Annotated in this window: 15 protein-coding genes; 9 read left to right on the top strand and 6 right to left on the bottom strand. The window is 64.4% G+C overall.

What is annotated here, in order from left to right:
• Positions 1 to 22 precede the first annotated feature (22 nt).
• Positions 23 to 577: a GNAT family N-acetyltransferase gene (locus tag AC1VWL_RS07445; protein ID WP_482986271.1), complete on the bottom strand. Its 555-nt coding sequence runs from the start codon at positions 575 to 577 to the stop codon at positions 23 to 25.
• 81 nt (positions 578 to 658) lie between these two features.
• On the opposite strand from AC1VWL_RS07445, the gene AC1VWL_RS07440 reads away from it, so the two are divergent.
• The 5 genes from AC1VWL_RS07440 (at position 659) to AC1VWL_RS07420 (ending at position 7388) form a co-directional block, all read left to right on the top strand.
• Complete coding sequence (locus AC1VWL_RS07440; RefSeq protein ID WP_482986270.1) at positions 659 to 1837, top strand: phosphoglycerate kinase; 1179 nt, start codon at positions 659 to 661, stop codon at positions 1835 to 1837.
• Positions 1834 to 2478, top strand: a complete 645-nt coding sequence (locus AC1VWL_RS07435; protein ID WP_482986269.1) for an HAD-IA family hydrolase — start codon at positions 1834 to 1836, stop codon at positions 2476 to 2478. Before AC1VWL_RS07440 ends, AC1VWL_RS07435 begins: the two co-directional genes overlap by 4 nt.
• 590 nt (positions 2479 to 3068) lie before the next feature.
• Positions 3069 to 4535, top strand: a complete 1467-nt coding sequence (gene pyk, locus AC1VWL_RS07430; protein WP_282271308.1) for a pyruvate kinase — start codon at positions 3069 to 3071, stop codon at positions 4533 to 4535.
• A 164-nt stretch (positions 4536 to 4699) separates the two neighbouring features.
• A complete protein-coding gene (locus tag AC1VWL_RS07425) occupies positions 4700 to 5704 on the top strand; it encodes a class I fructose-bisphosphate aldolase (protein WP_282271310.1) in 1005 nt (334 codons plus the stop codon).
• Between the two features lie 226 nt (positions 5705 to 5930).
• Entirely contained in the window at positions 5931 to 7388 is a 1458-nt protein-coding gene (locus AC1VWL_RS07420) for a M1 family metallopeptidase (protein ID WP_482986268.1), read from the top strand.
• Between the two features lie 35 nt (positions 7389 to 7423).
• Here the strand turns inward: AC1VWL_RS07420 and AC1VWL_RS07415 are convergent, their stop codons facing one another.
• From AC1VWL_RS07415 to cysG, 3 genes are all read right to left on the bottom strand, one after another.
• The gene (locus AC1VWL_RS07415) at positions 7424 to 8014 is read right to left on the bottom strand and encodes an O-acetyl-ADP-ribose deacetylase (RefSeq protein ID WP_296247103.1); all 591 of its coding nucleotides are present in this window, start codon (positions 8012 to 8014) and stop codon (positions 7424 to 7426) included.
• 170 nt (positions 8015 to 8184) lie between these two features.
• The gene (gene cysK, locus AC1VWL_RS07410) at positions 8185 to 9144 is read right to left on the bottom strand and encodes a cysteine synthase A (protein WP_282271954.1); all 960 of its coding nucleotides are present in this window, start codon (positions 9142 to 9144) and stop codon (positions 8185 to 8187) included.
• A 20-nt stretch (positions 9145 to 9164) separates the two neighbouring features.
• Positions 9165 to 10616: a siroheme synthase CysG gene (gene cysG / locus AC1VWL_RS07405; RefSeq protein WP_482986267.1), complete on the bottom strand. Its 1452-nt coding sequence runs from the start codon at positions 10614 to 10616 to the stop codon at positions 9165 to 9167.
• A gap of 179 nt (positions 10617 to 10795) precedes the next feature.
• Here cysG and AC1VWL_RS07400 point away from each other — a divergent pair, with 179 nt between their 5' ends.
• The 4 genes from AC1VWL_RS07400 to AC1VWL_RS07385 all read left to right on the top strand — a co-directional run bounded on the left by AC1VWL_RS07400 (position 10796) and on the right by AC1VWL_RS07385 (position 15357).
• A complete protein-coding gene (locus AC1VWL_RS07400; protein WP_481509618.1) occupies positions 10796 to 11779 on the top strand; it encodes a LysR family transcriptional regulator in 984 nt (327 codons plus the stop codon).
• Between the two features lie 14 nt (positions 11780 to 11793).
• Positions 11794 to 12501, top strand: a complete 708-nt coding sequence (locus AC1VWL_RS07395; RefSeq protein WP_482986266.1) for a serine aminopeptidase domain-containing protein — start codon at positions 11794 to 11796, stop codon at positions 12499 to 12501.
• A gap of 274 nt (positions 12502 to 12775) precedes the next feature.
• Positions 12776 to 13228: a DUF2946 family protein gene (locus AC1VWL_RS07390; RefSeq protein ID WP_482986265.1), complete on the top strand. Its 453-nt coding sequence runs from the start codon at positions 12776 to 12778 to the stop codon at positions 13226 to 13228.
• Between the two features lie 68 nt (positions 13229 to 13296).
• A complete protein-coding gene (locus tag AC1VWL_RS07385; protein ID WP_482986264.1) occupies positions 13297 to 15357 on the top strand; it encodes a TonB-dependent copper receptor in 2061 nt (686 codons plus the stop codon).
• 173 nt (positions 15358 to 15530) lie between these two features.
• On the opposite strand, the gene AC1VWL_RS07380 is transcribed toward AC1VWL_RS07385, so the two are convergent.
• Together AC1VWL_RS07380 and cysI are read right to left on the bottom strand one after the other, a co-directional pair.
• Positions 15531 to 16262 carry a phosphoadenylyl-sulfate reductase gene (locus AC1VWL_RS07380; RefSeq protein WP_482986263.1) on the bottom strand — a complete coding sequence of 244 codons (732 nt, stop codon included), beginning with the start codon at positions 16260 to 16262 and terminating at the stop codon, positions 15531 to 15533.
• Positions 16259 to 17965 (bottom strand): assimilatory sulfite reductase (NADPH) hemoprotein subunit, encoded by a 1707-nt coding sequence (gene cysI, locus AC1VWL_RS07375; RefSeq protein WP_482986262.1) that lies wholly within the window; start codon positions 17963 to 17965, stop codon positions 16259 to 16261. Before cysI ends, AC1VWL_RS07380 begins: the two co-directional genes overlap by 4 nt.
• Positions 17966 to 18033: the final 68 nt, after the last annotated feature.

Below are 18033 nucleotides of genomic sequence, written 5' to 3'. Positions count from 1 at the left end.
TGCAGCCGAGCATGGCTCGGCGCTACAGTTTGAAATCCTGGTGCAGCAGGCCGTAGATGGCGCTGTCGCAGATCTCGCCGTTTACCTGCCAGCGCTCACGGAGCAGGCCTTCGCGGACGAAGCCGAACCTTTCGACGAGGCGACAGGAGGGCAGGTTGCGCGGGTCGATGTCGGCCTCGATGCGGCGCAGCCCCAGATCGTTGAAGACGTAGCCCAGCACCAGCTGCAGGGCTTCGCTGGCCAGGCCGCGGCCCTGCCTGTCGGGGTGCAGGCTGTAACCGATCTCGGCACGGGCCTGTATCAGGTCCATGTGGAAGATGGCGCTGCTGCCTATCAACAGGTCGCTGTCCGCGTCGGCAATGGCCCAGACCAGCATGTCCAGTTCACGCCGCTGGCGCTGGATGTCGGCGATCTTCTGTTCGGCCTGTTCCAGTTCGGTCCAGGCCGGGTAGCTCCAGTAGCGCATCACCCGGGCATCGCCATGAATGGCGAACTGCGCTGCAGCGTCGCCATCCCGGACTTCGCGCAGGCGCAGGCGGGGGCTGGACAGTTCGGGTTGCGGCAGGCGTGGTGACATCCGGTGCACCTTGGGTTTGCCCCATCAGGCAGGGCGGGCGAGAATTGCGGTTTCCCCCATCTTTGCGGAGCTGATCCTGCCATGTCCATCGTTCGCATGACCGACCTCGACCTTTCCGGCAAGCGCGTACTGATCCGCCAGGATTTGAACGTGCCGATCGACGAGAGGGGCAAGATCACCTCCGAGCAGCGCATCACCGCCTCGCTGCCGACCCTGAAGCTGGCACTGGAGAAGGGCGCCGCTGTATTGGTGACCTCGCACCTGGGCCGTCCCAAGGAAGGCGTGTGGAGCGAAGCCGATTCGCTGGCGCCGGTGGCCAAGCGTCTGTCCGAGCTGCTGGGCGTGGATGTGCCGCTGGTCAAGGACTGGGTGGACGGCGTAGCCGTGGCCCCGGGCCAGATCGTGCTGCTGGAGAACTGCCGCATGAACGTGGGTGAGGGCAAGGACGATGAGGCGCTGTCGCAGAAGTACGCCGCGCTGTGCGACGTGTTCGTGATGGACGCCTTCGGTACCGCACACCGCGCACAGGCCTCGACCCATGGCGTGATTCGTTTTGCTCCGGTTGCTGCTGGCGGTCCGCTGCTGATGGCCGAGCTGGATGCGCTGGACAAAGCGCTGGCCAACCCGGCACGCCCGCTGCTGGCGATCGTGGCTGGTTCCAAGGTGTCGACCAAGCTGGAACTGCTGTCCAGCCTGGTCAGCAAGGTCGACCAGCTGATCGTCGGTGGCGGCATCGCCAACACCTTCATCGCGGCCGAAGGCCATGGCGTGGGCAAGTCGCTGGTCGAGAACGACCTGCTCGACACCGCGCGCAAGATCGATGCCGACGCCAAGGCCCGCGGCGCCGAGATCCCGCTGCCGACCGACGTGGTGGTGGCGCCCGCATTCGCGGCTGACGCCCCGGCCACGGTCAAGGCGGTCGATGCGGTCGGCGCCGATGACATGATTCTGGATATCGGCCCGCAGACTGCCGCGCAGTACGCCGAACTGATCGCGAAGGCTGGCACCGTGGTCTGGAACGGTCCGGTCGGTGTGTTCGAGTTCGATGCGTTCGGCAAGGGTACGGAAGCACTGGCCAAGGCCATCGCCAGCTCCAATGCGTTCTCGATCGCCGGCGGTGGTGACACCCTGGCCGCGGTCGACAAGTACGGCATCGCCAAGCAGGTGAGCTACATCTCCACCGGCGGCGGCGCGTTCCTGGAGTTCCTGGAAGGCAAGACCTTGCCGGCGGTGGCAGCGTTGGAGGCTCGCGGCCAGTGAGCCGCGACGTTTTCTTCTTCGATCTCGACGGCACGCTGATTGATTCGGCCGTCGGCATCACCCGCTGCGTGGCCTATGCACTGGAACAGATGGAGCATCCGGTGCCGGGTGATGCCGAGCTGCGCAAGTGGATCGGCCCGGCGCTGCGTACCAGCTTCACTCCGGTATTCGGCGACGCCCTGCGCGTGGAGCGGGCGGTGGAGTTGTACCGCGAGCGTTTCGATGAGCATGGCTGGAAGGAGCACGACATCTATGCCGGTATCGGTGATGTCGTGCAGGGCCTGCACGCGGCCGGCCATCGGCTGGCCGTGGTCACCGCCAAGAACGAGCCGCATGCACGGCGCATCGTCGAGCATCTGCCATTTGGTGGCTGCTTCGAGGACGTCATCGGTGCGACCGAAGATGGGTCGCGCAGCCACAAGCCGGAGTTGATCGCCGAGGCCTTGCAGCGTCTGCAATTGCAGGCGCCGCAGTGCTGGATGATCGGCGACCGGCGCATGGACATCGAAGGCGCGCGTCACCACGGCATGCGCAATGTCGGTGTGTTGTGGGGCTTTGGTGGTCGTGAGGAGCTGGTTGCTGCCGGGGCTGGCGCGTTGGCGGCTACGCCGGATGAGTTGGCGGCGGTGTTGCGCGGTTGATTGAAAGGCTTTGGTTTTCGCGGCTCCTGCAGCCGGAGCCGCGATGGTTCCAGTACACATAAAAAGCTGATTCGTCATTCCCGCGCAGGCGGGGTTTTCAACCGACGAATGTCGGGTCATCGCTCTTGGCTTTTTGGCTTTGATGTGGATTGGGTACGAGCGGCGTAGTTCAAGGTGAAGAGCGGGGAGCGATGACCCGACATTCGTCGGTTGAAAACCCCGCCTGCGCGGGAATGACGATCTGAAGGGTCTCTGGGAAAGCCTCCTGGCCTTCGCTGCCCACCCGCTTCACTTGTCGCCCGATGTCCTCGGCATGTCTCCGCTGCCAGCTTTTTCTGCTGCAAAGCAGCACGATTTCTCTTCAAGCCAACACGCAGCAGCAACATTCGCATGTTGAGCTATCTCTCCTGCTTATTGACCTATGCAAGCCAGCTATAGGTCCCGCGTTGTCATACCGTACGGTATGTCCAGATCGACTGTCTGGCCTGTCTTTGGGACACAGCAGAAAGTGTCGTATGAAATCGTATGCGACATCGTTGTCATGCAATGGATGTGCTACTTTCGGCGGTCTATTAGGGAGACCACGCACAATGATTGAACGTCAGCGCCGCACCAAGATCCTCGCCACCCTCGGGCCGGCAACTGACGCGCCAGGGGTGCTGGACGATCTGTTCCGCGCCGGCGTCAACGTTGTGCGTTTGAACTTCTCCCACGGCGATCCGTCCGGCCAGGCCAAGCGTGCCGCCGACGTGCGCGCCGCCGCCCAGCGCGTGGGTGTGGAAGTCGGCATCCTGGCTGACCTGCCGGGCCCGAAGATCCGCATCGAGCGTTTTGCCGAAGGCAAGATCTCGTTGAAGGCCGGCGACCGTTTCGACCTGATCGCCAGCACCTCGGCACCGGCCGGTGACACCAGCCAGGTGGGCGTGAGCTACCTCGGCCTGCCGCAGGACGTGGCGCCGGGCGACGTGCTCCTGCTCGACGATGGCCTGATGCAGCTGCAGGTCGTGGAAGTGCAGGGTGAGCGCATCATCAATACCGTGCTCAACGATGGCGTGCTGTCCGACCGCAAGGGGTTGAACAAGCAGGGCGGTGGCCTGTCGCTGGGTGCGCTGACCGAGCGCGACAAGGAGCTGATCGGCATCGTCGCCAAGATCGGCGTCGACTTCATCGCCGTCTCGTTCTGCCGCAATGCGCAGGATATGAATGACGCGCGTGAGATCGCCGAATCGCATGGCTGCTACGCCGCGCTGGTGTCCAAGATCGAGCGCACCGAAGCTATCGAGAACCTGGAAGAGATCGTCGACGCCAGCGATGTGGTGATGGTGGCGCGTGGCGACCTGGGCGTGGAAATCGGCGACGCCGAGCTGCCGGGCCTGCAGAAGAAGATCATCAAGGCCTCGCTGGCGCAGAACAAAGTGGTCATCACCGCCACCCAGATGCTGCAGTCGATGGTCGAGAGCCCGATCCCGACCCGCGCCGAAGTGCTGGACGTGGCCAACTCGGTCATCGACGGTACCGATGCGGTGATGCTGTCGGCCGAAACCGCGGCCGGTGCCTATCCGGTCAAGGCGGTCGAGGCGATGGCCCGCATCTGCCTGGGTGCCGAGCGCCAGTTCCAGACCGAGACCGACTTCAATGCCTCGCCGCGCAACCTGGAACGCGCCGACCAGGCCATTGCCATGGCCACCATGTTCCTGTCCCAGCACGTGGGCGTGCGCGCCATCGTGGCGATGACCGAATCCGGTGGTACCGCGCGTTACCTGTCGCGCTTCCGCGCCAAGTCGCCGATCTACGCGGTCACCCGCCATGACGGTGCGCGCCGGCAGATGGCGTTGATGCGTGACGTGTTCCCGATCAACTTCGACAGCCGTGGTTTCACCCCGCGCGAAGCCGCGCGCGGCAGCATCCGCCTGCTGGTCGAGTCCAACCTGCTGCAGGCGGGTGATCGCGTGGTGTTCACCAGTGGCGAGCACATGGAAACCCATGGCGCCACCAACACCTTGCGCCTGCTGGAAGTGGGTAACGACGGCCGCGCCAGCGGTCTGGGCGACCTGTAAGCGACGCCAGCAACAAGCCACCGCTCCGGTCAGAAGTTGATCGGAGCGGACAGGTTTTGTCCTGACCTGACAGCCTGAAACCGATTCCAGACCTTGCGGGCAGCCAGCCGGTGAGCGTGCCGGGCTATAATCCGGGTTTTCCCGCACGCTGTCACAGGAACCTCATGAGCATCGAACTGCTGGCTGAAACCGCCCAGGCCATGGTCGCCCCGGGCAAGGGCATCATCGCCATTGACGAATCCACCGGTACGATTGCCAAGCGCTTCGCAAGCGTCGGCATCGAGAACACGGAAGAAAACCGTCGTGCCTACCGCGAACTGCTGCTGACCACGCCGAAGCTCAACGAGCACATCTCCGGCGCCATCCTGTACGACGAAACCATCCGCCAGTCGACCAAGGACGGCGTGCCGTTCGCCAAGTACATGGCCGACAACGGCATGATCCCGGGCATCAAGGTCGACAAGGGTGCACACCCGCTGGCCGGCTGCCCCGGTGAGCTGGTGACCGAAGGCTTGGACGGCCTGCGCGAGCGTCTGCAGGAGTACTACAAGCTGGGCGCCCGTTTCGCCAAGTGGCGTGCGGTGATCAACATCGGCGAAAGCATGCCGTCGGGCACCTGCATCGAGTCCAACGCCCACGCGCTGGCCCGTTATGCCGCCCTGTGCCAGGAATGCGGCCTGGTGCCGATGGTCGAGCCGGAAGTGATCATGGACGGCGACCACGACATCGAGACCTGCTACGAAGTCACCGAAGCCACCCTGCGTTCGCTGTTCGACGCCCTGTACCAGCAGAACGTGGTGCTGGAAGGCACCATCCTGAAGGCCTCGATGGTCATTCCGGGCAAGACCTGTGACGAGCAGGTGGATGTCGAGGAAGTGGCCGAGTCCACCGTGATGTGCTTGAAGTCGACCGTGCCGGCGATCCTGCCGGGCGTGGTGTTCCTGTCCGGTGGCCAGAGCGACGAGCAGTCCACCGCTCACCTCAATGCCATGAACCAGGTCGGCACCTTGCCGTGGCCGCTGAGCTTCTCCTACGGCCGCGCCATGCAGCAGGCTGCACTGAAGCTGTGGGCCAAGGACATGAAGGGCAACTACGCTGCCGCACAGAAGACCGTGTTCGAGCGTGCCAAGGAAAACGGCCTGGCTGCACAGGGCAAGTGGGAAGGCTGATAGGCCAACCTGCGTGAGTTGAACAAAGCGCCGGCCAACAGCCGGCGTTTTGTTTTGCAGTGTTTTTGTAGGAGCGGCGTAAGCCGCGAAGCCGGTGCAAACAAAACCGCCAGGGTGGCTGCAATTGCATTCATTCCAGGCAGCCTGTGCATTTCCAGCTTCGCGGCTTACACCGCTCCTACAAGCTCGGCGACCTACAATCGGGTTTTTCCTCAGGGATGATCCGATGCACCTCAGAATCACGCTGGCACTGTTTGCATCGACCATGACCGTGTCTGCCTTCGCTGCGGAACCACGCGATTTCGATATCCAGCACTACGCAACCACCCTGGATCTGGATATCGTCGCCGGTCAGCTGCAGGGTGAGACCCTGGTGCGTTTCGACGCCACAGGCCCACTGCAACAGCTTGTCCTGGACAGTGGTGAGCTGGTCATCGATTCGGTTACGCAGGATGACAAGCCGCTCGGCTTCCAGCAGGCCGATGGAACGCTGACCATCAGTCTTGCAACGATGCTGACGGCAGGCCAGCAAAGCAGCGTACGCGTGCACTACCGCGGCAAGCCGCGCTTTGGCCTGGAGTTCGCCGCCGAACGCAACGAGGTCTACACGATATTCTCCACCAGCCAATGGATGCCGTCGGTGGATGCGCCGGACGAGCGCGCTACGCTGCAGTTGGCGCTGCGCCTTCCTCACGACCTGCATGCGACGGCGGTTGGCGATGAACTGCCATCGCGCCTGCTCGGTGATGGGCGCATCGAACACCGTTGGCAGCTGCGCAAACCAACGCCCGCGTTTGTCTATGGCTTTGCTGCCGGCCCTTATCAGCACGCGCGGCAGGGGCGCTTGCAGTTCTACTCGAAGGACCGCTCCGAGGCCGAACTGCGGCAGATGTTCGCGGCCACCGACGACATGCTCGAGTTCTTTGCCGCCCGCGCAGGCTTGGCCTATGAAGGCGGCTATCGGCAGGCGCTGGTGGCCAACACCATCGGCCAGGAAATGGCTGGTTTGTCGGTGATGTCGGAGGCCTATGGCAAAGGCGTGCTGGATGATCCCACCCAGACTGGCTTGATCGCCCACGAAGCTGCGCATCAATGGTGGGGAGTACGCGTGACCTGTGCCAGCTGGGAGCATTTCTGGCTCAACGAAGGTTTCGCCAACTTCATGACGGCGGCGTGGTTACAGCAGGCGCAGGGCGAAGCCGCCTACCAGGCGATGGTGCAGGGCTGGGAGCAGCGAGTGTTGGCGCTGCGCGAGAAGGGGGCTGATCGGCCGTTGGTGTATCCGGATTGGAACAAACCCAGCGCCGATGATCGTGCGGTGGTCTACAAGAAGGGCGCGTACGTGCTGCACCGCTTGCGCTTGGAATTGGGCGAAGAGCTGTTCTGGCGAGGGTTGCGCGAGTACACACAGGCCAATGATGGGCGCTCGGTGGTGACAGCGGATTTCCAGCAGGCGATGGAGCGTGCGGCGGGGCGCTCGCTGCAGGGGTTTTTTGATGCCTGGGTTTATGGGGTGGGTGGTGCGCGGGGGTGGTGGGCCTGCTGCCAAGAGCTTACCCCTCCCCAACCCTCCCCTTCGCTGCGCGAAAGGGAGGGGGCAAAAGCGGTTACCTGCGATCTGCCCGACCTGCACAAATGGCCCCCTCCCTTTGCCGCAGGCAAGGGGAGGGCTGGGGAGGGGTAGGTTTTGATTTTGCCCGGCTCGAACAGCCAAACACCTCAATGCGCAGGCGCAAACCCACCCGCAAACGACGCCAATACCGAGCCCGCCTGCTCCTGCGCCGGCCCAGCGCTGGCCAAGGCCTGCTGGTAGATCTTGAACGCCGCCGCGTTGTAAGCCACCAGCACGATCCGCGAAGGCCGCGCATGGCTCTTCTGCCAGGTCATGGTCTCGGTCGCGGCTATGACCGCCGCCTGGTGCAGCGGGTAGCCATAAACCCCGCAGCTGATCGCCGGGAACGCAATCGACTCCAGGCCCATCTGCTCGGCCAGCCGCAGTGACTGCCAGTAGCAATTGGCCAATAACGCCGCTTCATCATGGCGACCATCGCGCCACACCGGGCCGACGGTATGGAACACATGCTTGGCTGGCAGATTGTGGCCGCCGGTGGCGCGCACTTCGCCGGTAGGGCAGCGCACGCCCGCGCGCAATTCGGGTAGCTGCTCGCATTCGCGCAGCAGGCCGGGGCCTGCGGCCCGATGGATTGCGCCGTCCACGCCGCCGCCGCCAAGCAGGGTTTCATTGGCCGCGTTGACGATGACGTCAACGGCCAGTTCGGTGATGTCGCCCTGCCAAACTTCAATGTTCATGGCCGTGATCTTCCATTGCGATGTATGAGAAAGATGTGACGGCTACCGCCTGGCCGGACACAACTGCAGTCTGCGCCCATGGCGTCTCATCTGGCGCGATTCACGGGCACGGAAAAGCACGAAGGCCGCATGGGCGGCCTTCGCGTTGCTGACGGGTTAAGTAACGGCTGTTACGGAAGGCCGGCCAGCCAGTCGTCGTCGGAGCCATCGTTGATGTCGGCAAACAGCGGCGTGGAGAAGTAGCGTTCGCCGGTGTCGGGCAGCATCGCCAGGATCACCGAGCCGGCCTCGGCCGTGGCGGCCACATCCAGCGCGCTGGCAACCGTGGCACCGGAGGAGATGCCGACGAAGATGCCTTCCTCGGCAGCCAGGCGGCGCGAGGTCTCAATCGCACGTTCGTCCTGGATCGACAGCAACTGATCGTAGACGTTGCGGTTGAGTACTTCCGGGACGAAGTCCGGGGTCCAGCCCTGGATCTTGTGCGGGGTGAAGTCCTTGCCGGCCAGCAGCGCGGCGCCGGCCGGCTCGGTGGCGATGATGCGGGTTTCCGGGCGGGCCAGCTTCAGCACTTCGCCGACGCCGGTCAGGGTGCCGCCGGTGCCCCAACCGCTGACGAAGTAGTCCAGGCGCTTGCCGGCGAAGTCGCGCAGGATCTCAGCGGCAGTGGTCTGGCGGTGATAGGCCGGGTTGGCCGGGTTGGCGAACTGGCTGGCCAGGAACCAGCCGTGCTGCTGCGCCAGTTCCTTGGCCTTGCGCACCATGCCGCTGCCACGCTCGGCGGCCGGGGTCAGGATGACCTTGGCGCCATAGGCGCGCATCAGCTTGCGGCGCTCGATGGAGAAGGTTTCCACCATGGTGGCGACGAACTTGTAGCCGCGCGCGGCGGCCACCATCGCCAGGGCGACGCCGGTGTTGCCGGAGGTGGCTTCGACGATGGTGTCACCGGGCTTGAGCAGGCCCTTCTTCTCGGCGTCGAGGATGATGGCCAGGGCCAGGCGGTCCTTGACCGAGCCGGCCGGGTTGAATGACTCGACCTTGACGTAGATGTCGACGCCGGCCGGGGCCAGGCGGTTGAGCTTGACCACCGGGGTATTGCCGATGGTGTCCAGGATGCTGTTGTACAGGGCCATTGAAATCTCCGGGGAGGTGGTCAGGCGGCGTCGGCCAGTGTGGGCGGTGCCGTCTTTGCGGAAAGTGAGGAAACAGTAGGCGTTGCGTGCAGCGGCGCGTCGCCGAACCAATGCAGTTCATCGGCCAGCGCCGCCACGTCGCCGAGGATCAGCAGCGCCGGTGATTTCACCTGGTGCTGGGCAGCGGCCTCGGGCAGCTGGCGCAGTTGCCCGCTGACCACCCGTTGGTCGGCGCGCGAGCCGTTTTCGATCAGGGCGAATGGGGTGCTGGGCGCCAGCCCGGCGCCGAGCAGGTGGCTGCGGATCTGCGCCAGCGCGGCCACGCCCATATAGAACACCAGCGTCTGCCGCGGCTCTGCCAGCGTCGGCCAATCCAGCGTGTCCAGCGAGTCCTTGCAGTGCGCGGTGACCAACCGCAGCTGCTGGGCGTGGTCACGGTGGGTCAGCGGGACGCCGGCGTAGGCGGCGCAGGCCAGTGCGGCGGTGATGCCGGGCACCACTTCAAAGGCGATGCCATGGGCGCGCAGGAACTGCAGTTCCTCGCCGCCGCGGCCGAACACGAAGGCATCGCCGCCCTTGAGTCGCACCACGCGCTTGCCGGCGCGGGCATGCTCCAGCATCAGCGCGTGGATGTGCTCCTGCACGGTGCTGCGGCCCTGTGCGGATTTGCCGACCTCGATGAAGTCGGCATCGCGTCGCGCCAGCTGCAGCACCTCGGCACTGACCAGACGGTCGTGCAGGATCACATCGGCCTGGTTGAGTGCGCGCAGGGCGTTGAGGGTGAGCAGGCCGGGGTCACCGGAGCCGGCACCGACCAGCACCACCGAGCCGGCATGAGCCGGCGCTTCGGCGCCCATGTCCAGCAGCAGCTGGGTTTCGGCAGCAATGGACTGGCGTGCGCGCAGCAGGCCAAGCAATGGACCGTCGATCAGCTGGTCGAAGAAGCGACGGCGCGCGGCCAGCTCGGGGAAGCGCTCGCGTATCAGCCCGCGCTTGCGGCTGACCAGCTGCGCCAGTTGGCCCCAGGCCTGGTCAAACAGTTCTTCGATCTGGCGGCGCACATGGCGGGCCACCATTGGTGCACCGCCGCCGCTGGAAATGGCGATCTGCAGCGGCCCGCGTTCGACCACTGCCGGCACGTGGAAGCCGGACAGCGCCGCGTCATCGACCACGTTGACGAACAGCCGGCGCGCTTCGGCGGCCTCGGCTACCGCGCGGTTGATGATGATGTCGTCGGTGGCGGCAATCACCAGCCAGATCGCCTGGTCCAGCCAGGCTGGATCAAACTGACCATTCAGCCATTGGATGCGTCCGGCATCGGCCAATTGCCGCAGTGCCTGGCTCAAGGCCGGTGCGCCGACCCGGGGCAGGGCACCGGCACGCAGCAGTGCCTCGGTTTTTCGCTCGGCCACCGCGCCCCCGCCAACGACCAGCACGGCCCGACCCTTGAGGTCGGCAAACAGGGGGAACAAGGGGCTGTCCAAGGCGATGACGGAGGTAGTCGGAGTTAGGTCCGTGACCGTAGCGCCGGCCCCGCAGCGCCGGAAATGAAAAGCGCCCAACGTCAGATAACTTTAGGTTATAAGTATCGAGACCGTTTTGGCCTACATTCTTCACAGTTCCTTACCGAAGATCTCTCTCCAACACTGCGATGACACTTACCCAACTGCGTTACCTCGTTGCTATTGCCGATGCCGAGCTGAACATCACGCTCGCCGCGACACGGGTGCATGCCACCCAGCCGGGGTTGTCGAAACAGCTCAAACAGCTTGAAGACGAGTTGGGTTTTCTGTTGTTCGTGAGAAAAGGAAGAAGTCTTGAATCGGTAACGCCTGCAGGCGAAGAAGTCATCAACCGTGCGCGCAGCGTGTTGGCCGAAGCCAACAACATTCGCACCTACGCTGCGAACCAACGCCGCGAGAGCCACGGCCAGTTGATCTTGACCACGACCCATACGCAGGCACGTTTCGTGCTGCCACCAGCGGTTGCACGTATCAAGCTGGCTTATCCGCAAGTGAGCGTGCACCTGCAGCAGGCCGCTGAAAGCGATGCACTGGATCTGCTGAGCCAGGGCGATGCCGACATCGCCATCATCAGCACTGCAGGTGGCGAACCGAGCACCGGTATTGCCGTGCCGCTGTATCGCTGGCGCAGGCTGGTGTTGGTGCCCAAGGGCCATCCGCTGGATCGTGCCGGGGTAACGCCGGACATGGCCGCATTGGCCAGCCATCCCTTGATCAGCTACGAGTCTTCCACCCGCACCAGTTCATCGCTGCGCCGCGCCTTCGCTGCGCTGGATCTGGAACCGGACCTGACCTTGACCGCGCTGGACGCGGACCTGATCAAGACCTATGTGCGCACTGGACTGGGCGTCGGCCTGCTCGCGGAAATGGCGGTAAGCGCCAACGACACCGACCTGCGCGCCTGGCCGGCACCGGCATCGATTCCCGAGTGCATCGCCTGGGCGGTGCTGCCGCGCGATCGCGTGCTGCGCGACTATGCCCTGGAGCTGGTACACGTGCTTGCACCGCAGATCGACAAGCGTGATCTGCGCCGCGTGTTGGACGGCAACCAACAGGCCGATTGGCCGGTACCGCCGACCTGGGAATCGTTGACGCAGACGATTACGGTCTGAATGAGACGGGCTGGGTGACCGCACTGGTAATCCTGCCCGGTCTCGATGGGACAGCGGCACTGCATGCACAGTTTGTCGCCTGCTTGGGTGATGTGTTTGGGTCGGTGACGGTGCTGCGCTATCCGCCGGATAAGGCGTTGGACTATGCGGCGCTGGAGGTGCTGGTCAGGGCTGGGTTGCCCCGCGATGTTCCTTTCGTGCTGTTGGGTGAATCCTTTTCCGGTCCGATAGCACTGTCGATCGCAGCTGACCCACCGGCCAATCTTGTTGGCGTGGTGCTGTCCACAACCTTCGCACGCACGCCGCTGCCCTTCTTCTCGCCACTGGCACCGCTGACACGTTTTGCGCCTGTCCGCGCGTTGCCGCTGGCCTTGCTGTCCTGGTGGTTGCTGGGTCGCTGGGCAACCCCGGCATTGAACGATGCGCTCGAACGGGCCTTGCTTGAAGTGCACCCAGCTGTGTTGCGGCAACGTGCGGCGCTTGCAATGCAGGCGGATGTGTCGGCATTGCTGACACGCGTCACCTTGCCGGTGTTGTATCTGCGAGCAGAGGGTGATCGCCTGATCATGCCGGGTGCCGGTGAGCTAATTATGTCGGCTATCAAGCATGCGACCGTCAGGAGTATTGCAGGTCCCCATCTCCTCCTGCAGGCATGTCCTTCACTGGCGGCGCAGGCTGTGCGCGATTTCGTTGAAGGCCTGCAGTCGGCCAGATTCCGCTGACGCTTTACCCTTGGAGCGTGATCAACCTTGTGGGAGCGGCGTAAGCCGCGAAGCTGATGGTCCGTCGGATTTCGGGTTATTTGGCGATTTCATTGACATCAGCTTCGCGGCTTGCGCCGCTCCTACAAACGCTGCGTGGGTGAGGCATTGCCGGGAAGGCCTCTGCCGAGCGTGGCTCGGCACTACGGTCTGCGTCTGTGAACAGGATGTGCGGCAAACGGTCGCACCTTGCGTGGCAACGTCGGCATTGTCGTGCCGATAAAATGCGCGGGTCATGCGTTCGCTTCGCTTCCAATCCTTTGTGCTTCTGCTGGCCTTTGCCGCAGCCTTGCTGATGGCAGTGGCGCCAGTGGTCAGCCGCTGGCTGCAATCGCAGCAGCAGCTGCCGACGAGCGCAATGGGGCATGCTGCGCATGAAGTAGCGATGCCGGTGTCTGCCGATGCGCACGCTGGGCATCACGACATGCAGCACATGTCGCATGACGCGCCCGCGTTGGCGGCGAGCGACCTGAAGCCAACGCCGCCGGCCGACCCCCACGCTGCCCACGGTGAGGCCTGCGACTACTGCACCATGGCCTCGCGCCTGCTGCCCTGGCTGGCGGTGATCCTGGTACTGGCGCCGTTGCTGTATCGGCTGGCGCCTGAATCCCCCCGCAAGACCCTTGTTCGCGCCAGCCTGCGCTGGCCTGCGCACCCGCCGCGCGGGCCGCCGATGCTCTCCAGATAACGCCACCTTTCCTGTTTGCCGTGCGCTGCCGTTGGGCGGTGCGCGGACGTGTCGTATTGGAGAACCAAATGAAATCCCTTTCCCGTATGCCGGGTGCTCCGGCATGCCTGTCTGTCTGCGTCTGCATGGCGCTGTTCCCACATATCGGCAATGCCGCCGAGCGTGATCTGACCCAAACCCTGGACACGCTGGTGGTTACCGCCGCGGCACCCTCTTCGCCGCTGCAATGGGTCACCGATCCGCGCCTGCCACGGCAACCGGTGCCGGCCAGTGACGGCGCCGACTACCTGAAGACCGTGCCGGGTTTCTCGGCGATCCGTAACGGCGGCACCAATGGCGACCCGGTACTGCGCGGCATGTCCGGCTCGCGACTGAACATTCTCAGCAACGACGGCAACCTCATCGGTGCCTGCCCGTCACGCATGGACAATCCGCTGTCGTATATCGCGCCGGAAACCTATGACCGCTTGACCGTCATCAAGGGACCGCAAAGCGTGCGTTGGGGCGCTGGCGCCTCCGCGGGAACGGTGCGCTTCGAGCGGGAGACGCCGCGATTTGACAGCCCTGGCATGGAGCTGAAAGCCAGTGCACTGGGCGGATCCAACAACCGCAACGACCAGATGCTCGATGCCACGTTCGGCAGCACGCCCGGGTATGTGCGGGTCAACGGCAACCGTTCCGAATCCGATGACTACCGCGACGGCAATGGCGACGTGGTGCCTTCGCGTTGGCGCAAGTGGAACGCCGATGCGGCCATCGGCTGGACGCCGGATGCTGACACGGTTGTGGAGCTCAGTGCCGGCACAGGCGATGCGATTGCGCGCTATGCCGGCCGTGGCATGGATGGCGCCGCGTTCAAGCGCGATAGTTATGGCCTGCGCTTCGAGCGCGACAACCTGCCCGGCGCCTGGGACAAGTTGCAGGCCAATCTGTATTACAACAACGCAGATCACCTGATGGACAACTACACGCTGCGCACGCCGAACCCGGCCAGCAGCATGCCGATGCCGATGGCCTCGAATGTTGAGCGGCGCACCACCGGTGGCCGTGTCAGCAGCGAATGGCGCTGGCAGGAGGTGGCAGTCGTCGCCGGCTTCGATGCGCAGGACAGTCGCCATCGCAGCCGCAATGGCATGGGACGCAATACCTGGCAGCAGTCGGCGTGGAAGCGTGATGCCGACTTCAGCAGCCAGGGTGTGTTCACTGAGTTGACCTTGGGCGAAGGCACGCCACAGCGCTGGATCAGCGGCCTGCGTCTGGACAAGGCGAAGGTCAAGGATCGGCGGGCGACGACCGGCATGATGAGCATGCCGAATCCAACTACGGGGCAACAGCGTCAGGAGGATCTCGGCAGCGGCTTCGTGCGTTATGAGCGGGATCATGGCCAGGCCTGGACCTGGTACGCAGGTATCGGACACAGCGAGCGCATGCCGGATTACTGGGAGTTGTTCTCAGCCAATGCCGGGCCGGTCGGCAGCGTCAATGCGTTCTCGGGCGTGAAGCCGGAAAAGACCACACAGTTGGACCTGGGCTTGCAGTTCCGCAGTGAGCGGCTTGATGCGTGGGTGTCGGCGTATGCCGGTCGCCTGCAGGATTACATCCTGTTCCAGTACCGCAGCGGCGGAATGATGGGCAGCAGCACCGAGGCCCGCAATGTGGATGCGCGCATCGCCGGGGCCGAGGCGGGCTTGGAATGGCGGCCGACGCAGGCATGGAAGCTTGGCAGCACGCTGGCTTACGCCTGGGGCGAGAACCGCAGCGAAAACCGGCCGTTGCCGCAGATTCCACCGTTGGAAGGGCGCTTCTCCGCCTCCTATGAACAGTCGCGCTGGTCGGTGGGTGCCTTGTTGCGCGCGGTCAGCCGGCAGAGCCGGGTGGCACAGGATGAGGGCAATGTGGTGGCGCGGGACCTGGGCCCGAGCGCGGGCTTTGCGACCTTGTCACTCAATGGTGCCTATCGGATCAATGACGGGCTGCGTGCCAGTGTGGGCGTGGACAATCTGTTCGACCGCGCCTATGCCGAACACCTGAATCTGGCCGGTAGCGCGGATTTCGGGTTTCCTGCTGATCCGGTGCGGATCAATGAGCCGGGGCGCTCGTTCTGGTTGAAGCTGGATTACCGGTATTGAAGCGAGGACGCCCGCCTCGTTGAGGCGGGCGTCGAGATTGTTGTAGTGCTGTTGTGGGAGCGGCGTGAGCCGCGAAGCTGAATATCCAGATCGAATTACACACATGCCCGGATGCAGCAGTGGCTTCGCGGCTTACGCCGCTCCCACAAACCTGTGAGTCGCGCAACATTGGCTCAAATCTCTTCGTGCAGACCGCATTCGCGCTTCAGGCCGAAGAAGCGGGTGTCTTCTTCGCGCATGCCCGCTTCCCAGCGGCGGGTGGTGTGGTAGTCGCCGATGGAGACGTAGCCCTGTTCCCACAGCGGGTGGTAGGGCAGCTTGTGCTCCTGCAGGTATTTCCACACGTCGCGATCGCTCCAATCGGCGATCGGGTTGATCTTGAAGCGCTCGCCACGGCGCTGCAGCACCGGCGTATTGGCACGACTTGCCGACTGGCTGCGGCGCAGGCCGGTGAACCAGGTGCCTACCTGCAGGTCGTCCAGTGCACGCTTCATCGGCTCGACCTTGCGCAGGTTGTTGTACTGCTCGATGCCGACTACGCCTTGTTCCCACAGGCGGCCATGGCGTGCTTCCATCCAGGCGCGGCTCACCTGCGGGCGGTAGACCTTGAGGTTGAGCTTGAGCCTGTCGGTCAGTTCGTCGGCGAAGCGGTAGGTCTCCGGGAACAGATAGCCGGTGTCGATCAGGATCACCGGAATGTCCGGGCGCTGGCTGCTGAGCAGGTGCAGGGTCACCGCCGACTGCGCGCCGAAACTCGACGACAGTACATGCGCGCCGGGCGCGTTGTGCAGCGCCCATTCCACGCGCTGCTGCGCATCCATCGAATCGAGCAGGGTATTGAGCGGACCCAGGTCGTCAGGCAGGGGTACCGACGGGTTGTGAGAGGTCTTGGGCAGGGCGCTCATGCTTGCAGTTCCACGGATATCTGGCGGTGGGTGGGGTAGGGAGGAAGGGCGACGATACCGGTCCGGTGCAGGAAGTCACCGAAGCCTTCGCTGCCATCGCGCTCACCGGAATAGCGGGCGAACAGTGGCGCCAGTGCGTCGAGGATCTCCGGTTCGGTGATGTTCTCGCGGTACAGCGTGTTGAGGCGTTGGCCGCGGTGATCGGCGCCCAGCATCAGGTTGTAGCGGCCTGGTGCCTTGCCGACCAGGGCGATCTCGCCCAGGTAGGGGCGCGAGCAGCCATTCGGGCAGCCGGAGATGCGCAGCAGGATCGGTGCGTCGGTGAGCTGATGCTGTTCCAGCAGCGGCTGCAGCTTGGCACTGAACTCGGGCAGGTAACGCTCGGCTTCGGCCATCGCCAGGCCGCAGGTGGGCAGGGCGACGCAGGCCATGGCGGCGCGCGCCAGTGCGGTCGGGGCGCGGTTGCCGATGTCCAGTCCCGCGTTTTGCACGATCGCATCGATCTGCGCGCGCTGGGCGGCAGGCACGCCGGCGATGACCAGGTTCTGGTTGCCGGTCATGCGGAACTCGCCGTCGAGGATGCGGGCGATTTCGCGCAGGGCGGTCAGGTGCGGGGCACCGGCCACATCGGCGATGCGCCCGGCCTGCAGCGACAGGGTCAGGTGCCAGCGGCCGTCGTCGCCTTCAACCCAGCCATAGCGGTCGCCATTGTGGGCGAACGCCTGCGCACGCGATGGCGCGAAGCGGATGCCGGCGCGGCGTTCGATCTCGGCCACAACAGTATCCAGGCCGTGGTCGTCGATGGTGTACTTGAAGCGCGCACGCTTGCGCAGTTCGCGGTTGCCCAGGTCGCGCTGGGTGGTGACGGTGGCGGTGGCGACATCGAGCAGTGCTTCGCGCGGAATGAAGCCGACGTTGTTGGCGATGCGCGGATAGGTTTCTGCATCGCCGTGGGTGGCGCCCATGCCGCCGCCGATGGTCACGTCATAGCCGAGTAGTTCGCCGTCGGCATCAAACACGCCGATGAAGCCCAGGTCATTGGCATAGACGTCGACGTCGTTGAGCGGCGGCAGTGCAAAGCCGATCTTGAACTTGCGCGGCAGGTAGCGCTCGCCGTAGATCGGCTCTTCCTCGGTGCCGCTGCCGGCCACGCGCTCTTCGTCCAGCCAGATTTCGTAATAGGCGCGGGTATTGGGCAACAGGTGTTCGGAAGTGCGCGCAGCGTCGGCGTACAGGGTGGCGTGTGCGCTGGACAGCAGCGGGTTGGCGGCAACCAGGACGTTGCGGTTGACGTCACCGCAGGCGGCCAAGGTGTCGATCAACGCGGCATTGATCGCCTGCATGGTCGCCTTCAGCTCGCGCTTGATCACGCCATGGAACTGGAACGCCTGGCGGGTGGTGATGCGCAGCGAATGGTTGCCGTAACGGGTGGCGATGCTGTCCAGCTTCAGCCACTGCTCGGGGCTGATCACGCCGCCGGGAGTGCGGGTGCGGATCATGAACTGGTAGGCCGGCTCCAGCTTCTGCCGACGGCGCTCATCGCGCACGTCGCGGTCGTCCTGCTGGTAGCTGCCGTGGTACTTGATCAGGGTCTGGTCGTCTTCGCGCAATGCGCCGGTGACAGGATCGGCCAGGCTTTCCAGCAGGGATCCGCGCAAGCGGTTGCTGTCGGCCTTGATGTTCTCAACGGAGTGGGTGCTCATTCTGTTCGCTGTCAGGAGTCGGAGTTGTGGGAGCGGCGTCAGCCGCGAAGCCAGCGCTGGTTCACATC

This window comes from Stenotrophomonas sp. STEN063 (assembly GCF_056854515.1).
The sequence above is the reverse complement of the archived record's forward strand: the minus strand, read 5'-3'. Positions and strand labels throughout refer to the sequence as shown.